Raw genomic sequence first — 16504 nt, forward strand, 5'->3', positions numbered from 1 at the left:
CCTTACCACCTCAAAATAATACTGCGCCAGTTACCACCGGTTAATTTGCCATCATCAATGAATCATGGTCGGCATGCTGAGAAAAATTTCCCGTGTATAATCTACCAGCAAGCTAAGCATCCAGGGACCAAAAACCAAAATCGCGATAAATACGGCAATGATTTTCGGAATAAACGCCAGCGTCTGCTCCTGAATCTGTGTGGTCGCCTGAAAGATACTGACCATAACTCCCACCAAAAGGCCCAAGCCCAGCATCGGCGCGGAAATCAGCATCACCATGTAAAGTGCATCCCGGCCTATCTGTATTGTTAAATCGCTTGACATCCGTCTGCCCCCTATCTAAAGCTGGTAATGAGTGAATGAATAATCAAATGCCACCCGTCAACCAATATAAACAATAAAATCTTAAACGGCAAGGAAATCATCGCCGGCGGCACCATCATCATCCCCATGGCCATCAAAGTACTTGCCACCACCATATCAATGACAATGAAGGGAATATACAGCAAAAAGCCAATTTGAAAGGCTGTTTTAAGTTCACTGATGATAAAAGCCGGAATCAAAGTCATCGTCGGCACATCCTCCGGTGAGTTGGGCCGTTCACTTTCCGCCAGGTTGACAAAAAGCGCTAAATCATTTTCTCTTGTTTGTTTGAACATGAACTCGCGCATCGGCTTCATCGCCTCGGTCATGGCGGTTTCCTGTGTGATGCTTCCCGCCAGATAAGGCTGCAAAGCATTTTTATTCATCTGATCCACATAAGGCGACATGGTGTAAAAGGTCAGAAACAAGGCCAACCCAACAAGTATCTGATTAGGCGGCATCTGCTGTGTTGCCAGGGCGCTTCTTAAAAAAGACAACACCACAATAATCCGGGTAAAAGATGTCATCATAATCAGGATGGAAGGTGCTATCGACAATACCGTCAGCATGAACAAGAGCTGCAGACTCAGCGCCGTATCCTGTGGATTTTCCGCCGAATTCACACCGATATTAACACTGGGAAACGGCACTAACGGCGCCGCTTCCGCGGTTTGAGAACATACTCCGGTTATAAGCAGGAGCGCAACTATAACAATAGCATAATATTTAAACACAACACGTTACCTCTTCCTACGATCATTTTCCTGCCGTGAATCAAGTATTCCGGGAAACTTTTGTGCTATATTCTGTAGGGAAGTAAGGTGTCTTTCAAATAAAGTGGCGAATTGGGGCTGTACCGTGGCCGCCGGTCTATCCTTAAGCCTGGCAATTTCCGTTTCATCCGTAATTTCCTGCAATAACACAATCGTATGGTCAGTTACACCCAATACAAGCACTTTCCCGGCAATTTCAACCACCTGTACGGCGCGGTTGGCACCCAAAGGAATAGAGCTTAGTATCCGCCCGCCATTGACTGCCGACAAGCTTCCCATTTTTTGACCCAGGAAGCGTGATGCAAGATACGCCAAAAACAAAATAACCCCAAAGGTAACCAGCAAGGAAAAGATATAAGCGATAGAAGACAGCCAGGAGATTTCCGGAGCTTTAGGCTCCTGGTACTGCAAATATGTACCGGTCGTCTCCTGAGCCAGAATCTGTAAGGGCAGAAAAACCGCACTAAGCAGCAACAAACAAGCAATTACTTTCCTTATCATGTTTAGCCAACTGCTTTTCTGACTGCCTCTAATACCCGGTCCGGCTGGAAAGGCTTTACAATAAAGTCCCGGGCGCCTGATTGAATGGCTTCAATAACCATGGCCTGCTGCCCCATGGCACTGCACATGATAATTTTGGCACCGGGGTCTATTTTTTTAATTTCCTTCACCGCGCTGATCCCGTCCATTTCAGGCATGGTAATATCCATTGTCGTAAGATCGGGATGCAATTCCTGCCACTTTTCCACAGCCTTCAGGCCGTTTTCTGCTTCCCCCACAACTTCATAACCATTTTTCGATAAAATATCTTTAATCATCATTCTCATAAATGCTGCGTCATCTACCACTAATATCTTTGTTGCCATATATAAATCTCTCCTATCTTAATCTTGATTCTTGTAGGCGGGACAGGCACTGTCCATCAGTTACTGCAAATTGACCGCCCGCTCCAGCGGACTGATAATGTCTGTAATCCGGACCCCGAAATTCTCATCAATGACAACCACTTCTCCCTTGGCAATCAGCTTGCCATTAGCCAGTATATCCACCGGCTCTCCGGCCAGCTTGTCCAATTCGATCACCGCGCCAGGCGTCAGTTCCAGAATTTCCCGAATCAGCTTGCGGGTACGTCCCAGTTCTACCGTAACCTGCAGCGGAACATCCAGCAGCAGACCGATATTTGTCTCTCCTACTGTCAGCGAAGGCTGTACCAACGGAGCAAACTGGACCGGCTGCACGGTAACATTGGATGCAACAGCCTGTTTAGGAGCCATGGCAACCGCTGCTGCCGCCTGCTGGGCATAAGCCGCTGCCGGCTGACTCTGCGGTGCCGTTGCAGCCATAGCTGGTGCTGACTGAGGCGCCGGTTTAGCCGGTGCCGGCGGCGCAGCCGACTCGGCTTGCACCACATTCATCAGACTGTCCACCATTTCTTTCGCCACATCTACCGGCAGAATCTGCATAATTTCACTATCAATCAGATTTTCCACTTCCATCCGGAAGGCAACCCTGACCACACTTTCCGACTTTGCCGCCATCGTGCTGATATCCTTGCTGGTAGCAAAATCAACCAGGTTGACCACCGGCGGCGATATATCAATTTTCTTTTTAAAGATAGTCGACATCGAAGTGGCCACAGATCCCATCATTTGATTCATGGCCTCGCCTACCGCGCTCATATAAAGCTCACTTAATTCACCGGGAGGATTGGTGCCGTCATTGCCCATCATCAAATCGGCAATAATAAGCGAGTCATTTTCCCGCACCGCCAGCAAGTTCGTTCCATTAATTCCCTGGGTATAGCCGACTTCGATCACCAAATATGGCAAAGGATATTGATTTTGTATTTCCTCCAGCGTAGAAATGGATACCTTCGGCGTAGTGATGGATACGCGCCGCCCCAATAAAATAGACAAAGAAGTTGCCGCACTGCCCATCGATATGTTGCCGATTTCACCAAGAGCATCTTTTTCGATATCCGTTAGCTCCGCCTGTGCCGCTTGCGTTGCCGGAGGAGATGAAGGCGTATCGCCGCCTTTTAGCAAAGCGTCAATTTCTTCCTGAGACAGAAAGCCATCATTCATCGTTATCATCTCCTTCTACTAGTTTTTCAGTAATTTGTATAGCAACCTTACTGCCGGAAAGACCGGGCTTGCACTTGAACTTTTCTCGCTGTCCGATCCGGAGCAGCAAATCCTCTTCAAACTTGGTATCCAACTGCAGTACGTCACCGACAGTTAGGCCTAACAGTTCCTGAACCGTAATAGTACTGCCGCCAAGTTCCACAATCATCGGGATGAAAGTCCGTTCCAGTTTGCGCTGCAGCGCATTGATATGTTCCGGCAGCGACTGCCTGGTAGATGCCGACGACACCCAGAAAGTAGTGGTCAGTTTGGACATGATCGGTTCCAAAACAAGATAGGGAATACAGATATTGATAAGTCCTTCCGTCTGACCAATTTTGGTCTGCAAAGTGACAATAACAACCATATCATTAGGTGGAACAATTTGGGTAAACTGCGGATTGGTCTCAATTACTTCCAAACGCGGCTCGATGGTCACCACCTGTTTCCAGGCTTCCTGAAAGCTTTCCAGCGCCTTACTAATCACACGCTTGGTAATAGCTTCCTCAATATCGGTAAGCGCCCGCGGCTTCCCCGGTGCCTGTCCACTGCCACCAAACAGCCGCTCAATAATGGAAAACACAATATTCGGATTTATATCTAAAATTACATTGCCCTTTAAGGGGCGCATTTGAAATACACTAATAACACTGGGGTTTGGCAGAGAACGAATGAACTCTTCATAGGTCAATTGGTCTACCGACGCTACATCAATATGCACCAGCGTTCTCAAATGGGTGGAAAGATAGGTATTTAGCAGACGGGCAAAATTTTCATGCAGCATATATAACGTGCGGATCTGGTCTTTTGAAAACTTATCCGGCCGTTTAAAATCATATACTTTTATTTTTTTCTGCTTCTGCTCTGTTTGAATATCCTCTGCTGAAACCACGCCTGTCGACAAAGCCGACAATAAATCGTCAATCTCAGTCTGGCTTAATACATCTCCTGCCAACGTTCCTCCTCCTTCTTTCCCTGATCATATGCCTGGCTGCCAATGCTCTTTATTGAAGAACGAAATTCGTTATATAGACTTCATATACACGATCTTCACCCAGGGATTTATTGACCTCATTTTTGATGAGTTCTTTTAGTTGTTCTTGTTTTTGCGGTTCAAAATCTTCAATTTTCTGCGATCGCAACGTACGTACCACCGCGTCCAGAATTTTCACTTCACTGGGCGAAGGCATTTTTCCCTCCGTCGCTTCAGTCTTTTCCGGTTTGACTTCAAGAATCAGACCGATTTTCAGGAAACGGCCGCTGTTTACGCCTCCGATGTTTAAGATCAGCCCTTCTTTGGCATCACCTAGCTTCATGAAGACACCCGGCTCATGATGGGCGCTTTTTCCCTCACCCTCTTTTACGCTGTTGCTCATAACAATCTTTGTAGCAATAAAATAGGAAATACCTCCCGCCAACAACAGACCAAACACCAAGATACCAACAATTAGCATGACAGGAGTCTTTTTTTTCTCTTCAGCCAACGACTACACCCCCATGTAAAATACCTGCAAGCACTATATTGACTAGGGAATAACGCCATGCACTCTATCCCCTACCTTGTTTTCATACCTATGAACCATGATCTTACAAAATTCTACAGAATCATGATAATTACCTTCCACTAAGTTCATTTTCACCAAATTTTTATTGCCAATATTTTACCAGCTCCTGCACAAGCCGGTCTTCGAATATTTGTTAAGATTTAACGCAAATTACGGAAAATAGCCCGTCTGTACTCCATCACATTACGCACAATTTCCTGTGGTGTCTCTTCCACAATCAGTTTTTTACCGTTGGTAAGGGTAATCACTGTATCGGGAGTTGCCTCAATAGTTTCAATCAATTCCGCATTTAAAATGAAATCCCGGTCCTGCGATTTCAGTCTTGTCACTCTTATCATGGTATCTCTCCTCTAATCACTAAAAATTTAAAATAGAGGGGGGATTCACCCCCCCTATTTCTTATTACCGCTTGAGGTTTGCCAGTATTTCCAGCATTTCATCGGACGTGGTAATAATCTTGGAATTTGCCTGGAATCCTCTCTGGGTGACGATCATGTCACTAAATTCCTGTGACAAATCTACATTAGACATTTCCAGCGAACTGGCAGCAATTTTGCCCCGACCACCGTCACCGGCAACGCCGCGCTGCGGCTCTCCCGAATTGTTCGATCTCTCATACAGACTGTCGCCCACCTTGGTCAAACCGCCAGGATTACTAAAAGTAGCCAGAGCAACCTGAGCCAGCTTCATCGTTTCCCCATTGCTAAATGTTCCGGTGATGGTACCCGAGCTGTCAACTGTTTTCTTCTGCAGCGTACCGGCGGTATAACCGTTCTGATCAATAGCCGTCACCGTAGAGGAATCGGACCCACCATACTGGGTAATATTGTTCATGGAAGCTAAACTAACCGTCATAGCGGCAGCACTATTGGTCGGGGTAATCGCCAAGTCAGACAAGCTGGCTCCAACTGTGTAAGGCACAGAAGCCGTCATTGAAGTAGCCCCAGCCGTTGGTGCCGACGAAGTACCTACTGCCAAAGCAACACTACTGCCATTTAAGGTTGCACTGGCTGGAGCAAAAGAATAGGTTCCGGTACCATTGTCGCATGTAATAGTCCCCGATCCCAACGAAGCATTCGTGCTATCGGACGCATCACTAATAGTATAGCTCCATTCTCCATTAGTACTTCCAGCAGCATAAGGAGTCGTATTCGTTAAAGTCATTTTATACACATGCAGTGCGCCAGACGAGTCTGCTGCGGTAAAATAGCTTGTACCTGTTGACGCTGCAGTATTGTTGAGTGACATTGACGAAAAAGTTACCGTCGCTGTTGGTACAGCCCCCATTGTTACATCCTTAACCGAATCCACTGTTCCGTCTGATTTAAACGTCATAATCCCATACTTACCACCGGTAATTGTCCCGTTTGCCACACTGTTGGTATATAGCCAAGTATTATCGCCTATTTTTAAATAATTCTGGGTAACTTTATGTTTTTCCCCCAGTGAATCATACGTGTCAATTGAAGTTTGCGCCGTGGTGCCTACACCAGCCGTAGTCGAACCCGTCAAATTGCCGCTATAATCGATACCGGTAGTAGCTTTCGGCGGCATAACTTTCGTCGGAGAAATGACGATAGGCGATAGGCTGCCGCCAGTATTAATAGCTCCTGAGGAATCAACGTTCCAACCCATAACTCGGTAACCGGAACCAGGAACAACCAAATTGCCGACTTCATCAAAATCAAAGTCCCCGGCCCGGGTGTACACTTCGTTGGAACCGGCCTGAAGAATAAAAAATCCATTTCCTGAAATAGCCATATCGGTCTGCTTACCGGTAGACTGAGTACTGCCATCAGTGAAAATGGTGTCAATACTGGCTACCGAAGAACCCAAGCCAACCTGCATCGGATTAGTCCCGCCCTGGCCATTGCCGGCACTAGAAGCTCCCTGCAACGTCTGGCTCAGCATATCTTCAAAAGTTACCCGCGAGGCTTTGTAACCTATGGTATTTACATTGGCAATATTATTGCCGATTACATCCATCCGCGTTTGGTGGTTTTTTAGACCAGCCACACCGGAAAAAAGTGAACGCATCATAATGCATAACCCCCAATTTTTTCATCTTTCAGGTAAGAGCGGTTGCTTCCGTCATTCAGCAACCTTAAGGCTTCCTAAGAGGTCCGGCCTATACAATTACCGCACTGTCAATATTCGTAAAGACATTGTCTTTCATGCTGGCTCCATCCATCGCCGTAATTACTGTTTTGTTCGCCACACTGACAACCAGAGCCAAGTTGTTCATCAGTACCAACGACTCTCTTGCCCCCTTACTGGCGGCCTTGTTGACAGCCGTGTCCAGCTTATCCAGTTCTTCTTGTTTCAGTTGAATATTCCGGCTCTGCAGTCGCTGCAGCGCATGCTGGGAAAATTTTACACCACTCAGTTTTTCTGTCAGAATCTGATTAAAATCTGAGCTGTTTGTGCTCTTTCCCGTAGTCTTGGTTTCCTGCGTGGAATACGAAACCGGCAGAACAGGCTGCTGAGGATAGTAGATACGATTGTCAGTCATATCAGCTCACCTCCCATATTCCAATTGCTTTATTCAATGGTGCTGACTTTTGACATATCCACTTGTGTTTTTACAACCAGATTTTTTACCTTGCTCAAATCAAGAATTCCCTCTACCGTCTTGGTGTTGCCATTCGAATCCATGGCCGTCGTGTCCACCGTAATTTGCGGCACACCATTAACGATCTCTACTTTGGCCACATAACCGCTGTATGTTGTTCCGGCGCTGTCTTTCCATTGAATAGTCTTGCCGGTAGGATCGGAAAGCAGTTGCACCGTCTTCCCATCACTGGACGTAGCCAGGAACGGTTCATCCACGATCAATTTCGGCTGCCCGTTTACCATCGACACGCCCTGCACCGTACCACCATGGACCTGTGAATCATCACCTGTCCAGGAAACCGTTTTACCGATCAGAGTGCTGGCCTGTGAGGTCAAGAGCGAAGAATTCATATTCTGCATTTGCTCCAGACTTGAAAACTGTGCCATTTGCGCAATAAAATCCTGATCACTGGTTGGATTTAAAGGATCTTGATTTTGTAATTGAGTAATTAGCAGTTTTAGAAAATCATCTTTCCCTAAAATATTACTTTTCCCACTGGTTAATGCTGTTGTACTGGAAGTAGTTCCTGTAACATCAGAAACTGTCGACATATTGTAACCTCCCCTATCACACTATGTTAGACACGGTAATCAACTCCCGTATCACTTCCTGTCTGCTCGGCCTGCAGACTTTCCACGGTTGCGATGAAATCATCATCATTTTTTCGGTTTTTCAGTTTGATCACCGGCTGCTGCTGATTAGCCTGTTGTCCTCGCGAATCAAACTGGCTCAAACCGGCATATACGCCAACATTGTCCACTTTAATTCCCTGGCTGGCCATATCCTGCTTTAACTGTGGCAGCGAGTTCTCAATGATACCCCGTACCTCTGGATTATTGGTGTGGAACGAAGCCGTTACCTCACCATGCTCTACGGCAACACGCAACGTCAATTCGCCCAGATGTTCCGGCTTTAGCTTGATGACCATTTCCGAAGCATCGCTGTACGGAGTTTTGATCAGCTTGGCCTGTTCAACGATCTGTCCGCCAAGATTATACGGATCGGCAACCGGCTGCTGCGTATGAGCGGCAGTCTGAGTTGTTGTCGCGGCTTTAACCGTCTGTGAATCGGCTAATTGGGTAAACACAGCTGATACAGTATTATTCTTGACGCTCAGATCTGGCACATCTTCCGTCTGGTGCTTAGTTCCATCCGAAAATGCCGTTTGTTCCTCCGGCTGTCCCTGGTTCATCCCCTGTTGTGCTTCACCTTGCACCGAACTGGGCACAGGTTGCACTGCAGGTTCCTGTGCTTGAGCATGCGGCACCGGCTGCGGTTGTTCTGTCCCTTTGACGAAAGATTTGTTGTCAATCGTACTCATAACATGAACGGTTTGCACCGGAAAATCCACACGAGTCGACGCTGTTTGGGCTTTTGCCGCATCGACTGCAACTGCTGCTTTTTCATCACCAACAGGCAATACAACAGCTTGCGTGCCGGCATCGGTTTTCTCCGGTTTCGCCGGATTCGTCAGATTTTGTTGAATGACCTCGGCAAAAGACTGAGGTTGAGTTGCTGTCGCAGTAACTGTCGGCTTATCCTTATCTGTTGCAGCCACGGCTTGAGTTCCTTCTGTCGTTGGCGCCACCAGCGGTTCAACGGTAATGACCGGTTCCTGTTTCGCAACAACAACAGCGGTTTTAGTTTCTCCGGTAGTCGCTGCTCCAACGGCATCGGTTCCAGCCGTGGTTGCAGTCGGTTGAACCGGCAGCATCGGCAATACCAATCCCATTAAAGCAACAGCTGCCTGCTCTTTGCCAGCATCCGAACTATCCGTTGGCGCTGCAGTCTCAGTTTCTTCCGGCGCAGCAGAGCCGGCTTTACCGGTATTTCCTTCGCCAGACACTGCATTCGCTGTTGTCACAGCTAACTGTGTTAAAAAGGCCAATTGGGCTAATCCTGAGGGCACCGCTGTTTTCTGACCGGTATCGGCATCCTTTACCGTCGCATTTTGCAGCATACCGGCAAAGGCATTTCCCTGGCTTGCACCGGTTCCAGAACTTGCCTGATTTCCCGCCGGCATGGCCTGTTGCGGTGCAGCGGCGGTTCCTGGCAGTACGTTTATGGTCGCTTCCATGATTTGTTCACCTCCTTTCGCAGCTTTATATATGATCAAAGGACGGTGTCTTTCCGGCCTTTAAACATCTGATCGGTCAGATTGGCCGCCCGCTGAGCATCAAACTTGGCCAATACCTGTGCTGCCTGATCTTCCTCCATTTTATTCAATATGGCAATAATGGTGGAATCATCCAATTGCTTCATAATGGCAGCCGCTTCATCGGGTTTCATATTGCCGTAGAACCGGGCCAGTTTCCCTGCCCGTTTAGCTTCTTCCTGCTGTCGGGCCTTTTCCAGCTTCTCCTTATCCAGCAAAGCCTTGGCCGGATCAACGGCAGCGGGTGGTTGAACAGCAGGCGGCTGGACATTCTGACTGTCCGGCTGCGGTTCCTTGACCGGTTCCTGCGGCGTCACCGGTGGCTGTTCGGTACTTGTCTGTTCTTCATCCACTGTCTCAAAGTTTGTTTTAGGCTGTTCGAAATAATGACCGATCAACGGATATTTATCAAGTCCCCACTGGCTTGCAATGTGCTGCAAATCAAAGATTTTAAAATACACCCCGGCCGCAAAAGCAGCGCTTGCCAGCATAAGTAAGACTAAAAGTAAGGCAATCAGCTTAAACACACTGACAAACCTTTTCTTTTTTTGTACAGGTTCCGCCATCTCTTGCTTGGTCTCTTGTTTTATTTTTTGCTTGGTCTTGTCGGCCACACTCATCACCAGCTTTCCTAGGGCGTGTTGATAAATTGTTCATTACTCGTCTTCCGGCGGCTTTTCCGCCGTACTGCGTTAAATTTCCTTGAAATACATCCGGTATTCCAGCGAGAAATTCGCTCGAAATCCGAACAGTTCAACTCATGCCAACATGCCCTAAAGGGAAAATATCTTAACGGTTATTATTGATTATAAAGCGATAATACCTTAGATACGTAATTTTGCGTTTCACGGTACGGCGGTACGCCACCATAGTTTTTTACCGCCTGCGGTCCTGCATTGTAAGCAGCCAGAGCTTTTCTGGCATCTCCCTGAAACATGGTTAGCAGGTCTTTTAAATAGTGCACCCCGCCGTCGATATTCTCCCGGGGATCGGAAAGATTCCGTACGCCCAGTGCCTTAGCGGTATCCGGCATCAACTGCATAACACCGACAGCCCCCGCCGGTGAAACGGCATCAGCGGTCAGGCCCGATTCGACTGTAGCCACAGCGGTGGCCAGTTTAGGGTCCACACCGTACTTAGTCGCCGCGGCATAGATCATACCTTCCAAGGAAGCAGCCGGTACGTTCTTCCAAGCGCTGGCTGAAGACGCCGATTGGACGGCCGTAGCCTTTTCGCCGGAAGACAGTTGATTGTTCGCCGTTTTCATATAATCGGCGAAATTGCTTTCCTCTGTCGGATTTGGTGCAAATCGTTTTTCAATTGCGGCAATCCGCTGTAAAACGCTGCTGATCCCATCCATCCTTATCCTTAGCTCCCCCGTAAGAAAATTTGTGTGCCCATTTCATCCAGTTCTTTTTGTTCTTCCCGCAGTAGTTCCAGCCGGTATTCGGCCAGCCTCTTTTTTCGCAGGTTTTCTACTACTTTATAGCTTTTTACCGCTTCCTCCAATTCTTTCATCGCAGCCTGGCGTTTAGCTTCCGCCGTGGCTACACGGTTAGCGGCTTCCGTAATTTGTTCCTTTAGTCTGTCGAAATAATTGCTGAAAAGTAACAGCGAGTCCACCGTCAGGCCCTTGCGGCGCTGAAAATTCTTGAACTCTAAAAGCTGTGCTTGCTCTTCCTGTTCCAGACCCATCAGCAGTTCCTGCTCCCGCTGCAGTTCGCTGCAAGCTTCCATAAACCGCAGTTGTGCTTCTTCCTGCTTCATTTTCCGGAAATTAAGCAATGCCTCTAAACGGAACTGAAATCGTTTCATTACTGTCACTCCCAGTCGCTACCGGCTTGAAGCCTCAGGCAACAGAAGGTTTATCCCGCCAGTTGCCGCAGCCGCTCCACCGCTTCCGTCAGTGTGGTTTGCTCATAAACACTTTGTCTTAGAAATTCGTTAATACCGCCAATCATTTGCACGGCTTTATCAATATTGGCATTACTGCCATGAGCGTAGGCACCGATGTTGATCAGATCTTCCGCCTCGCGGTACGTAGCCAGAAGGGACCTGATCTTCTGTGCCGCGGCATAATGCTCGCTGCTTGCAATTTCCATCATTACCCGGCTTACACTGTGCAGTACGTCAATCGCCGGGTAATGGTTCTGTGCCGCAATATTGCGGGAAAGCACGATATGGCCGTCCAAAATACTGCGCACCGCATCGGCAATTGGTTCATTCATATCATCACCATCTACCAATACGGTATAAATGCCGGTAATCGAGCCCTTCTCACCCGGACCGGATCGCTCCAGCAGTTTGGGCAATGTCGCAAATACGGAGGGCGTATAGCCTCTGGTTGCCGGTGGTTCGCCAATAGTCAGCCCGACTTCACGCTGCGCCATAGCAAACCGGGTAACCGAATCCATCATCAGCATGACATTAGCGCCCTGGTCACGAAAATATTCCGCAATGGCCGTAGCCGTCATGGCGCCTTTTATTCTGACTAAAGCGGGTTGATCAGAGGTAGCTACCACCACAACCGAGCGTTTTAATCCTTCCTCGCCCAAATCGCGTTCAATAAACTCCCGGACTTCCCGGCCCCGCTCGCCTACCAGCGCAATCACGCTGATATCGGCTTCGGTATTTCTGGCAACCATGCCCAGCAGCGTACTTTTTCCTACACCGCTGCCGGCCATAATTCCAACCCGCTGACCGCAGCCAAGAGTCAGCAAACCGTCAATAGCGCGGACGCCGACCGAAAGATTAGCGTGAATTCGGCTGCGTGAAAGAGGTGGCGGCGGACTGGCGTGAAGCGGGTATTCCAAATCACCTTCGATGGGTCCCTTGCCATCCATCGGATTGCCAATACCGTCCAGAACCCGGCCCAACAGCTTCCGTCCCACCGGAACGCTGAGTGACCGACCGGCCGATACAACCTCACAGCCCGGTCCTAACCCCTGCATCTCGCCAATCGGCATCAGCAGCACCCGGTTTTGGCGAAAACCGACAACCTCCGCCGGAACAGGCTGTCCGCCGGAACGGGGATACACATAGCATAAATCCCCCAAACTGGCAGCAGGACCTTGCGCCTCAATCACCAGACCGATAATCTGGATGATCCGGCCATTCATTTTTATTGGATCGACGCTGTCAAGCGCCCGTAAGTATTTCTCAGAATTAAATATCATCATGGACATACATCCTGTAACACTTTTATTAAAGCTTCCAGTTGTGCATCAATTCTGGCGTCGACTGTACCACAGGGAGTGTCAACAACGCAACCTCCCACCGATACGGTATGATCAGCCAGAACGGTGAGCGCCTGTTCCCGGCCGAGCATTGCCTGTAAATCCCGGCGGGCCTGCAACACCAAATCGTAATCCTCCGGATGAATGCGTACAGTTACCTGTTCCTGGTCGCACACTTTTTCCAACGCCGCCTTGACGATAGGGAGGACTACCATAGGGTTTTCCTCAATTTCCCGGGCAAGCACCTTGCGCAAGACCGTTACCGTAACTTCCACAATCTGACGTTCCGCAGCCAAAACAGCATTTATTCTTTCCTGCTCCGCCAGTTGTACCATATGCTCAGCCTTTGCGGCAGCCGCCTGAACCTGCTCTTGCATCAGTTGTGCCGCAGCGGTTTTTCCTTCCTCCAGACCCTGCTGATAGCCTTGTTGATGGCCGCTCTGCATTCCTTCCTCTCGGGCCGTTTGGCGGAGCTGCTCGGCTGTCAGCCTGGCTTCCGCCAGCAATGCATCAGCCTGCTGTCGTGCCTGGGCAAGCCTTTCCTCCGCCTGCTCTCTGGCCGCCTTCGCTTCCTGCTCCCATTGCCGCCAGTCTTCCGGCACCACCGTTTCCGCCAGTGACTTATTATCCTTTTCTTCCGACGGAAGCTTACCGACGATAACCGGCAAGTCATGCAGCGCTACGCATTTAATAATCTTAGGCAATAATCTCGTCCCCTTTGCCGCGTGAAACAATAATTTCACCAGACTCTTCGAGACGGCGGATTACATTAACAACCTTCTGCTGTGCCTCTTCGACGTCACGAATACGGACAGGACCCATATATTCGATTTCTTCCCGCAGCATTTCGGACGCTCTTTTCGACATGTTTTTATATACTTTGCCAGACACTTCACTTGACGAGGCTTTAAGAGCCATCGCCAAATCCTTGGAATCGATTTCACGCAGCACCAACTGCAGTGAACGGTCGTCCAAGAGAACAATATCTTCGAATACGAACATCCGCCTTTTGATTTCCTCGGCCAGTTCCGGATTTTGGACTTCCAGGTTCTCGATAATCGTCCGTTCGGTAGTACGATCGACGCGATTCAAGACCTCGACAATGGAATCCACACCGCCGGCCGCCGTGAAATCCTGGGTTACCAGCGAGGAAAGTTTCCGTTCCAGTATCCGTTCCACGTCTTTTAAAATATCCGGCGTGGTCCTGTCCATGGTGGCAATTCGCTTGGCTACGTCTACCTGCCGTTCCGGCGGTAAAGCCGAAATGATAGCAGCCGACTGATCAGGCAGCAAATAAGCCATAATCAAAGCAATCGTCTGGGGATGTTCATTTTGGATAAAATTCAGTAATTGCGCCGGATCGGTCTTTCTGGCGAAATCAAAGGGCCTGATCTGCAAACTGGATGTCAGACGGTTAATAATCGATACCGCCTTTTCCGCTCCTAGTGCCTTTTCCAACACTTCACGGGCATAATCAAGACCGCCGGAAGATAGGTACTCCTTAGCAAGCGCCAATTGGTGAAACTCCGCCAACACGGCTTCCTTCTGTTCCGGCGTTATTTTCCGCTGACTGGCAATCTCCAAGGTCAGTTTTTCAATTTCATCTTCCCGCAAATGTTTAAAAACCTGTGCGGACAAATCAGGACCGAGTGTGATCAACAAGACGGCTGCCTTTTGTTTATTTGTCAATTCATTAGATTGATACATTGGTCTCACCCTCCTGTCCTGCTATTCTTCACTCAGCCAAGCTTTGATCAACTGTGCCACATCGTCGGGGTTGGTCTTAGCCATTTTAGCAATCAGTTCCTGGCGTTCCAGTTTTTCTTTTTCCTGCGGGGTCAATTCAGACTCTGCCATTTCAGCCTGTTCCAGCGTTGCAAGCTGCGACTCCTGGAGGGCCTCCAGCATTTCCGCTTCCTGACGCTGCTGTTTCTTGCGGGCGAAATAAGCCCGTACACCAAGCAATATGATAATCAAAGCGATTACAGCCAGGCCGATCTTTATCCATAGGTTCTGCCGCTGAGCGGCTTCTTCCGCCAAACGTTCGCGGTCAGCCATGTCGGTATTGAAGGCGATGCTTTCTACCGACACCATATCACCCCGGGCCGGATTGATACCGATGGCCGAGGAAACAGTCTTAGCAATGCTGTCTTGCTGCGCCTTGTTCAGGCTGGCGTCAACCAGTACGGCGACTGTCAGGCGTTTAATGGCCCCCGGCGCTGCAACAACCTTTTCCTTGGTTTCATTAATTTCGTAGTTCTTTATGGAATCTTTCTTTTCATAATTTGACTGTGTGTTATTGCCGGTCACATAACCGGGAATATTGGTCGTCGTCCCTGGAACACCGCCCGGTGTCGAAGCCGTCCCCTGATAGCGTTCATTAGTATCCTGGGAGCTACGGATAATACCTTTATCATCTACAACCGGTTCATAAACTTGCTTGTCCACCGTATGCTGATCAAAGGTCAGTTCCACATTAACTCTGGCAGCGGCTTTTCCTGGTCCAAGCACCTGGTCAAGCAGTGAATCCAGATTCTTCTGCAGGTCATCCTGCATCTTCCGCGTCATTTCAAGTTGAGTCATTGAACCGGAACCGGGCATGTTCGATTCGTCCTGCTGATCATTGAGCACATGCGCGTAATTATCTACCACGGTAATATTTTCCGGCTTCAAACCCTGAATACTGTGGGCCGCCAAATTGACAATGCCTTTTACCTGTTCCTTGGTCAATTGCGCTGACGGACGCAGTTTAACCATAATCGAAGCGGTCGCCGGTTTTTCGTTCTTTTTATATAAGCTGTCCTCCGGCAAAACAATATGAACTCTGGCCTTTTCCACTTCGTCCATCTGTTCTATCGTCCGCGTTAATTCTCCTTGCAAGGCCTGTAACAGATATACTTTGTTTTGAAATTCCGTTACACCGAACTTATTTTGATCGAATATTTCAAATCCCTTATTGCCGCGCGGTAAACCCAGACTGGCTAACTCTAAGCGAACACGATGCACATCTTTAGCAGAAACTAAAATAGCCGTACCGTTAGCATTTTCCTGTGGTTCAAAAGAAACTTTCATTTCCTTTAATTTAGCAGCAACTTCACCTGCATCTTTGGCTTCCATATTGGTAAATAAAGGTACCATGTCCGGTTTGGAGCCCCACCAATAACTCCAGGACAAAATCAATATAAAGATCAGCACTGCTGAACCAATAATTGCATACCTTTGTCTTTTCCCGATATTTTGCCATAAGCGCAGAGACTGTTCTTTCCAGTCGGCCATGGTCTCCACCCTTTCAAGCGACACTGAACGTTACATATTTAATATTTCCTACAACTTGCCGGACAACCGGCAGTATTGATTGGCATATTCCCTGAACTTCGCTTATACCTGCATTCTCATAACTTCCTGATAGGCGTCCACAATCTTGTTGCGCACCTGCATCGTCAATTGTAAAGCTACACTGGCTTTTTCCGTCGCAATCACAACCTGCGATACATCCTGCAGCTTACCTGCCGCCAAATCAACGGAAGCCTGATTGGCACTATTCTGAAGTTCATTCACATTATTCAGTGCGTCGGATAACAACTGGCCAAAACTTTTGTCCCCACTGGCCGGCAAAACGGCATCAGAGGTCAGCCGCGACCCTACAGGCATCAATTTTATTGGTTCTATCCGCAT

General features: G+C 48.4%; 20 protein-coding genes. All 20 read right to left on the reverse strand.

Annotation, left to right across the window (positions count from 1 at the left end):
• Positions 1-54 precede the first annotated feature (54 nt).
• On the reverse strand, positions 55-324 hold the full coding sequence (gene fliQ, locus BMW43_RS06390; protein ID WP_091744917.1) for a flagellar biosynthesis protein FliQ: 270 nt from the start codon (positions 322-324) through the stop codon (positions 55-57).
• 11 nt (positions 325-335) lie between these two features.
• Positions 336-1079: a flagellar type III secretion system pore protein FliP gene (gene fliP, locus BMW43_RS06395; protein WP_245732251.1), complete on the reverse strand. Its 744-nt coding sequence runs from the start codon at positions 1077-1079 to the stop codon at positions 336-338.
• A 24-nt stretch (positions 1080-1103) separates the two neighbouring features.
• Complete coding sequence (gene fliO, locus BMW43_RS06400) at positions 1104-1637, reverse strand: flagellar biosynthetic protein FliO (protein ID WP_091744922.1); 534 nt, start codon at positions 1635-1637, stop codon at positions 1104-1106.
• Between the two features lie 2 nt (positions 1638-1639).
• On the reverse strand, positions 1640-2002 hold the full coding sequence (locus BMW43_RS06405; protein ID WP_091744924.1) for a response regulator: 363 nt from the start codon (positions 2000-2002) through the stop codon (positions 1640-1642).
• Between the two features lie 60 nt (positions 2003-2062).
• The gene (gene fliY, locus BMW43_RS06410) at positions 2063-3220 is read right to left on the reverse strand and encodes a flagellar motor switch phosphatase FliY (RefSeq protein ID WP_091744926.1); all 1158 of its coding nucleotides are present in this window, start codon (positions 3218-3220) and stop codon (positions 2063-2065) included.
• Positions 3213-4214, reverse strand: coding sequence for a flagellar motor switch protein FliM (gene fliM / locus BMW43_RS06415; protein WP_091744928.1), 1002 nt, complete (start codon positions 4212-4214; stop codon positions 3213-3215). The genes fliY and fliM overlap by 8 nt, the downstream gene beginning before the upstream one ends.
• A 49-nt stretch (positions 4215-4263) precedes the next feature.
• Positions 4264-4743, reverse strand: a complete 480-nt coding sequence (locus BMW43_RS06420) for a flagellar basal body-associated FliL family protein (protein ID WP_091744930.1) — start codon at positions 4741-4743, stop codon at positions 4264-4266.
• A gap of 221 nt (positions 4744-4964) precedes the next feature.
• A complete protein-coding gene (locus BMW43_RS06425) occupies positions 4965-5162 on the reverse strand; it encodes a flagellar FlbD family protein (protein WP_091744932.1) in 198 nt (65 codons plus the stop codon).
• A gap of 64 nt (positions 5163-5226) precedes the next feature.
• Positions 5227-6864 (reverse strand): flagellar hook protein FlgE, encoded by a 1638-nt coding sequence (locus tag BMW43_RS06430; RefSeq protein ID WP_091744934.1) that lies wholly within the window; start codon positions 6862-6864, stop codon positions 5227-5229.
• A gap of 88 nt (positions 6865-6952) precedes the next feature.
• Positions 6953-7336, reverse strand: coding sequence for a TIGR02530 family flagellar biosynthesis protein (locus tag BMW43_RS06435; protein ID WP_091744936.1), 384 nt, complete (start codon positions 7334-7336; stop codon positions 6953-6955).
• A gap of 29 nt (positions 7337-7365) precedes the next feature.
• Positions 7366-7989, reverse strand: a complete 624-nt coding sequence (locus BMW43_RS06440; RefSeq protein ID WP_091744938.1) for a flagellar hook capping FlgD N-terminal domain-containing protein — start codon at positions 7987-7989, stop codon at positions 7366-7368.
• Positions 7990-8015: 26 nt separating this feature from the next.
• Positions 8016-9515, reverse strand: coding sequence for a flagellar hook-length control protein FliK (locus BMW43_RS06445; protein WP_091744940.1), 1500 nt, complete (start codon positions 9513-9515; stop codon positions 8016-8018).
• A gap of 35 nt (positions 9516-9550) precedes the next feature.
• The gene (locus BMW43_RS06450; protein WP_091744942.1) at positions 9551-10213 is read right to left on the reverse strand and encodes a MotE family protein; all 663 of its coding nucleotides are present in this window, start codon (positions 10211-10213) and stop codon (positions 9551-9553) included.
• A 179-nt stretch (positions 10214-10392) separates the two neighbouring features.
• Complete coding sequence (locus BMW43_RS06455; protein WP_091744944.1) at positions 10393-10953, reverse strand: lytic transglycosylase domain-containing protein; 561 nt, start codon at positions 10951-10953, stop codon at positions 10393-10395.
• 8 nt (positions 10954-10961) lie between these two features.
• Positions 10962-11408 (reverse strand): flagellar export protein FliJ, encoded by a 447-nt coding sequence (gene fliJ / locus BMW43_RS06460; RefSeq protein ID WP_091744946.1) that lies wholly within the window; start codon positions 11406-11408, stop codon positions 10962-10964.
• Between the two features lie 50 nt (positions 11409-11458).
• Positions 11459-12772 (reverse strand): flagellar protein export ATPase FliI, encoded by a 1314-nt coding sequence (gene fliI / locus BMW43_RS06465; protein ID WP_091744948.1) that lies wholly within the window; start codon positions 12770-12772, stop codon positions 11459-11461.
• Complete coding sequence (locus BMW43_RS06470; protein WP_091744950.1) at positions 12769-13533, reverse strand: FliH/SctL family protein; 765 nt, start codon at positions 13531-13533, stop codon at positions 12769-12771. The genes fliI and BMW43_RS06470 overlap by 4 nt, the downstream gene beginning before the upstream one ends.
• Positions 13526-14536 (reverse strand): flagellar motor switch protein FliG, encoded by a 1011-nt coding sequence (fliG, locus tag BMW43_RS06475; RefSeq protein WP_091744952.1) that lies wholly within the window; start codon positions 14534-14536, stop codon positions 13526-13528. The genes BMW43_RS06470 and fliG overlap by 8 nt, the downstream gene beginning before the upstream one ends.
• Positions 14537-14557: 21 nt before the next feature.
• The gene (fliF, locus tag BMW43_RS06480; RefSeq protein WP_091744954.1) at positions 14558-16105 is read right to left on the reverse strand and encodes a flagellar basal-body MS-ring/collar protein FliF; all 1548 of its coding nucleotides are present in this window, start codon (positions 16103-16105) and stop codon (positions 14558-14560) included.
• Between the two features lie 102 nt (positions 16106-16207).
• Positions 16208-16504 carry a flagellar hook-basal body complex protein FliE gene (gene fliE / locus BMW43_RS06485; RefSeq protein WP_091744956.1) on the reverse strand — a complete coding sequence of 99 codons (297 nt, stop codon included), beginning with the start codon at positions 16502-16504 and terminating at the stop codon, positions 16208-16210.

The organism is Propionispora vibrioides (genome assembly GCF_900110485.1).
GTDB lineage: Bacteria > Bacillota > Negativicutes > Propionisporales > Propionisporaceae > Propionispora > Propionispora vibrioides.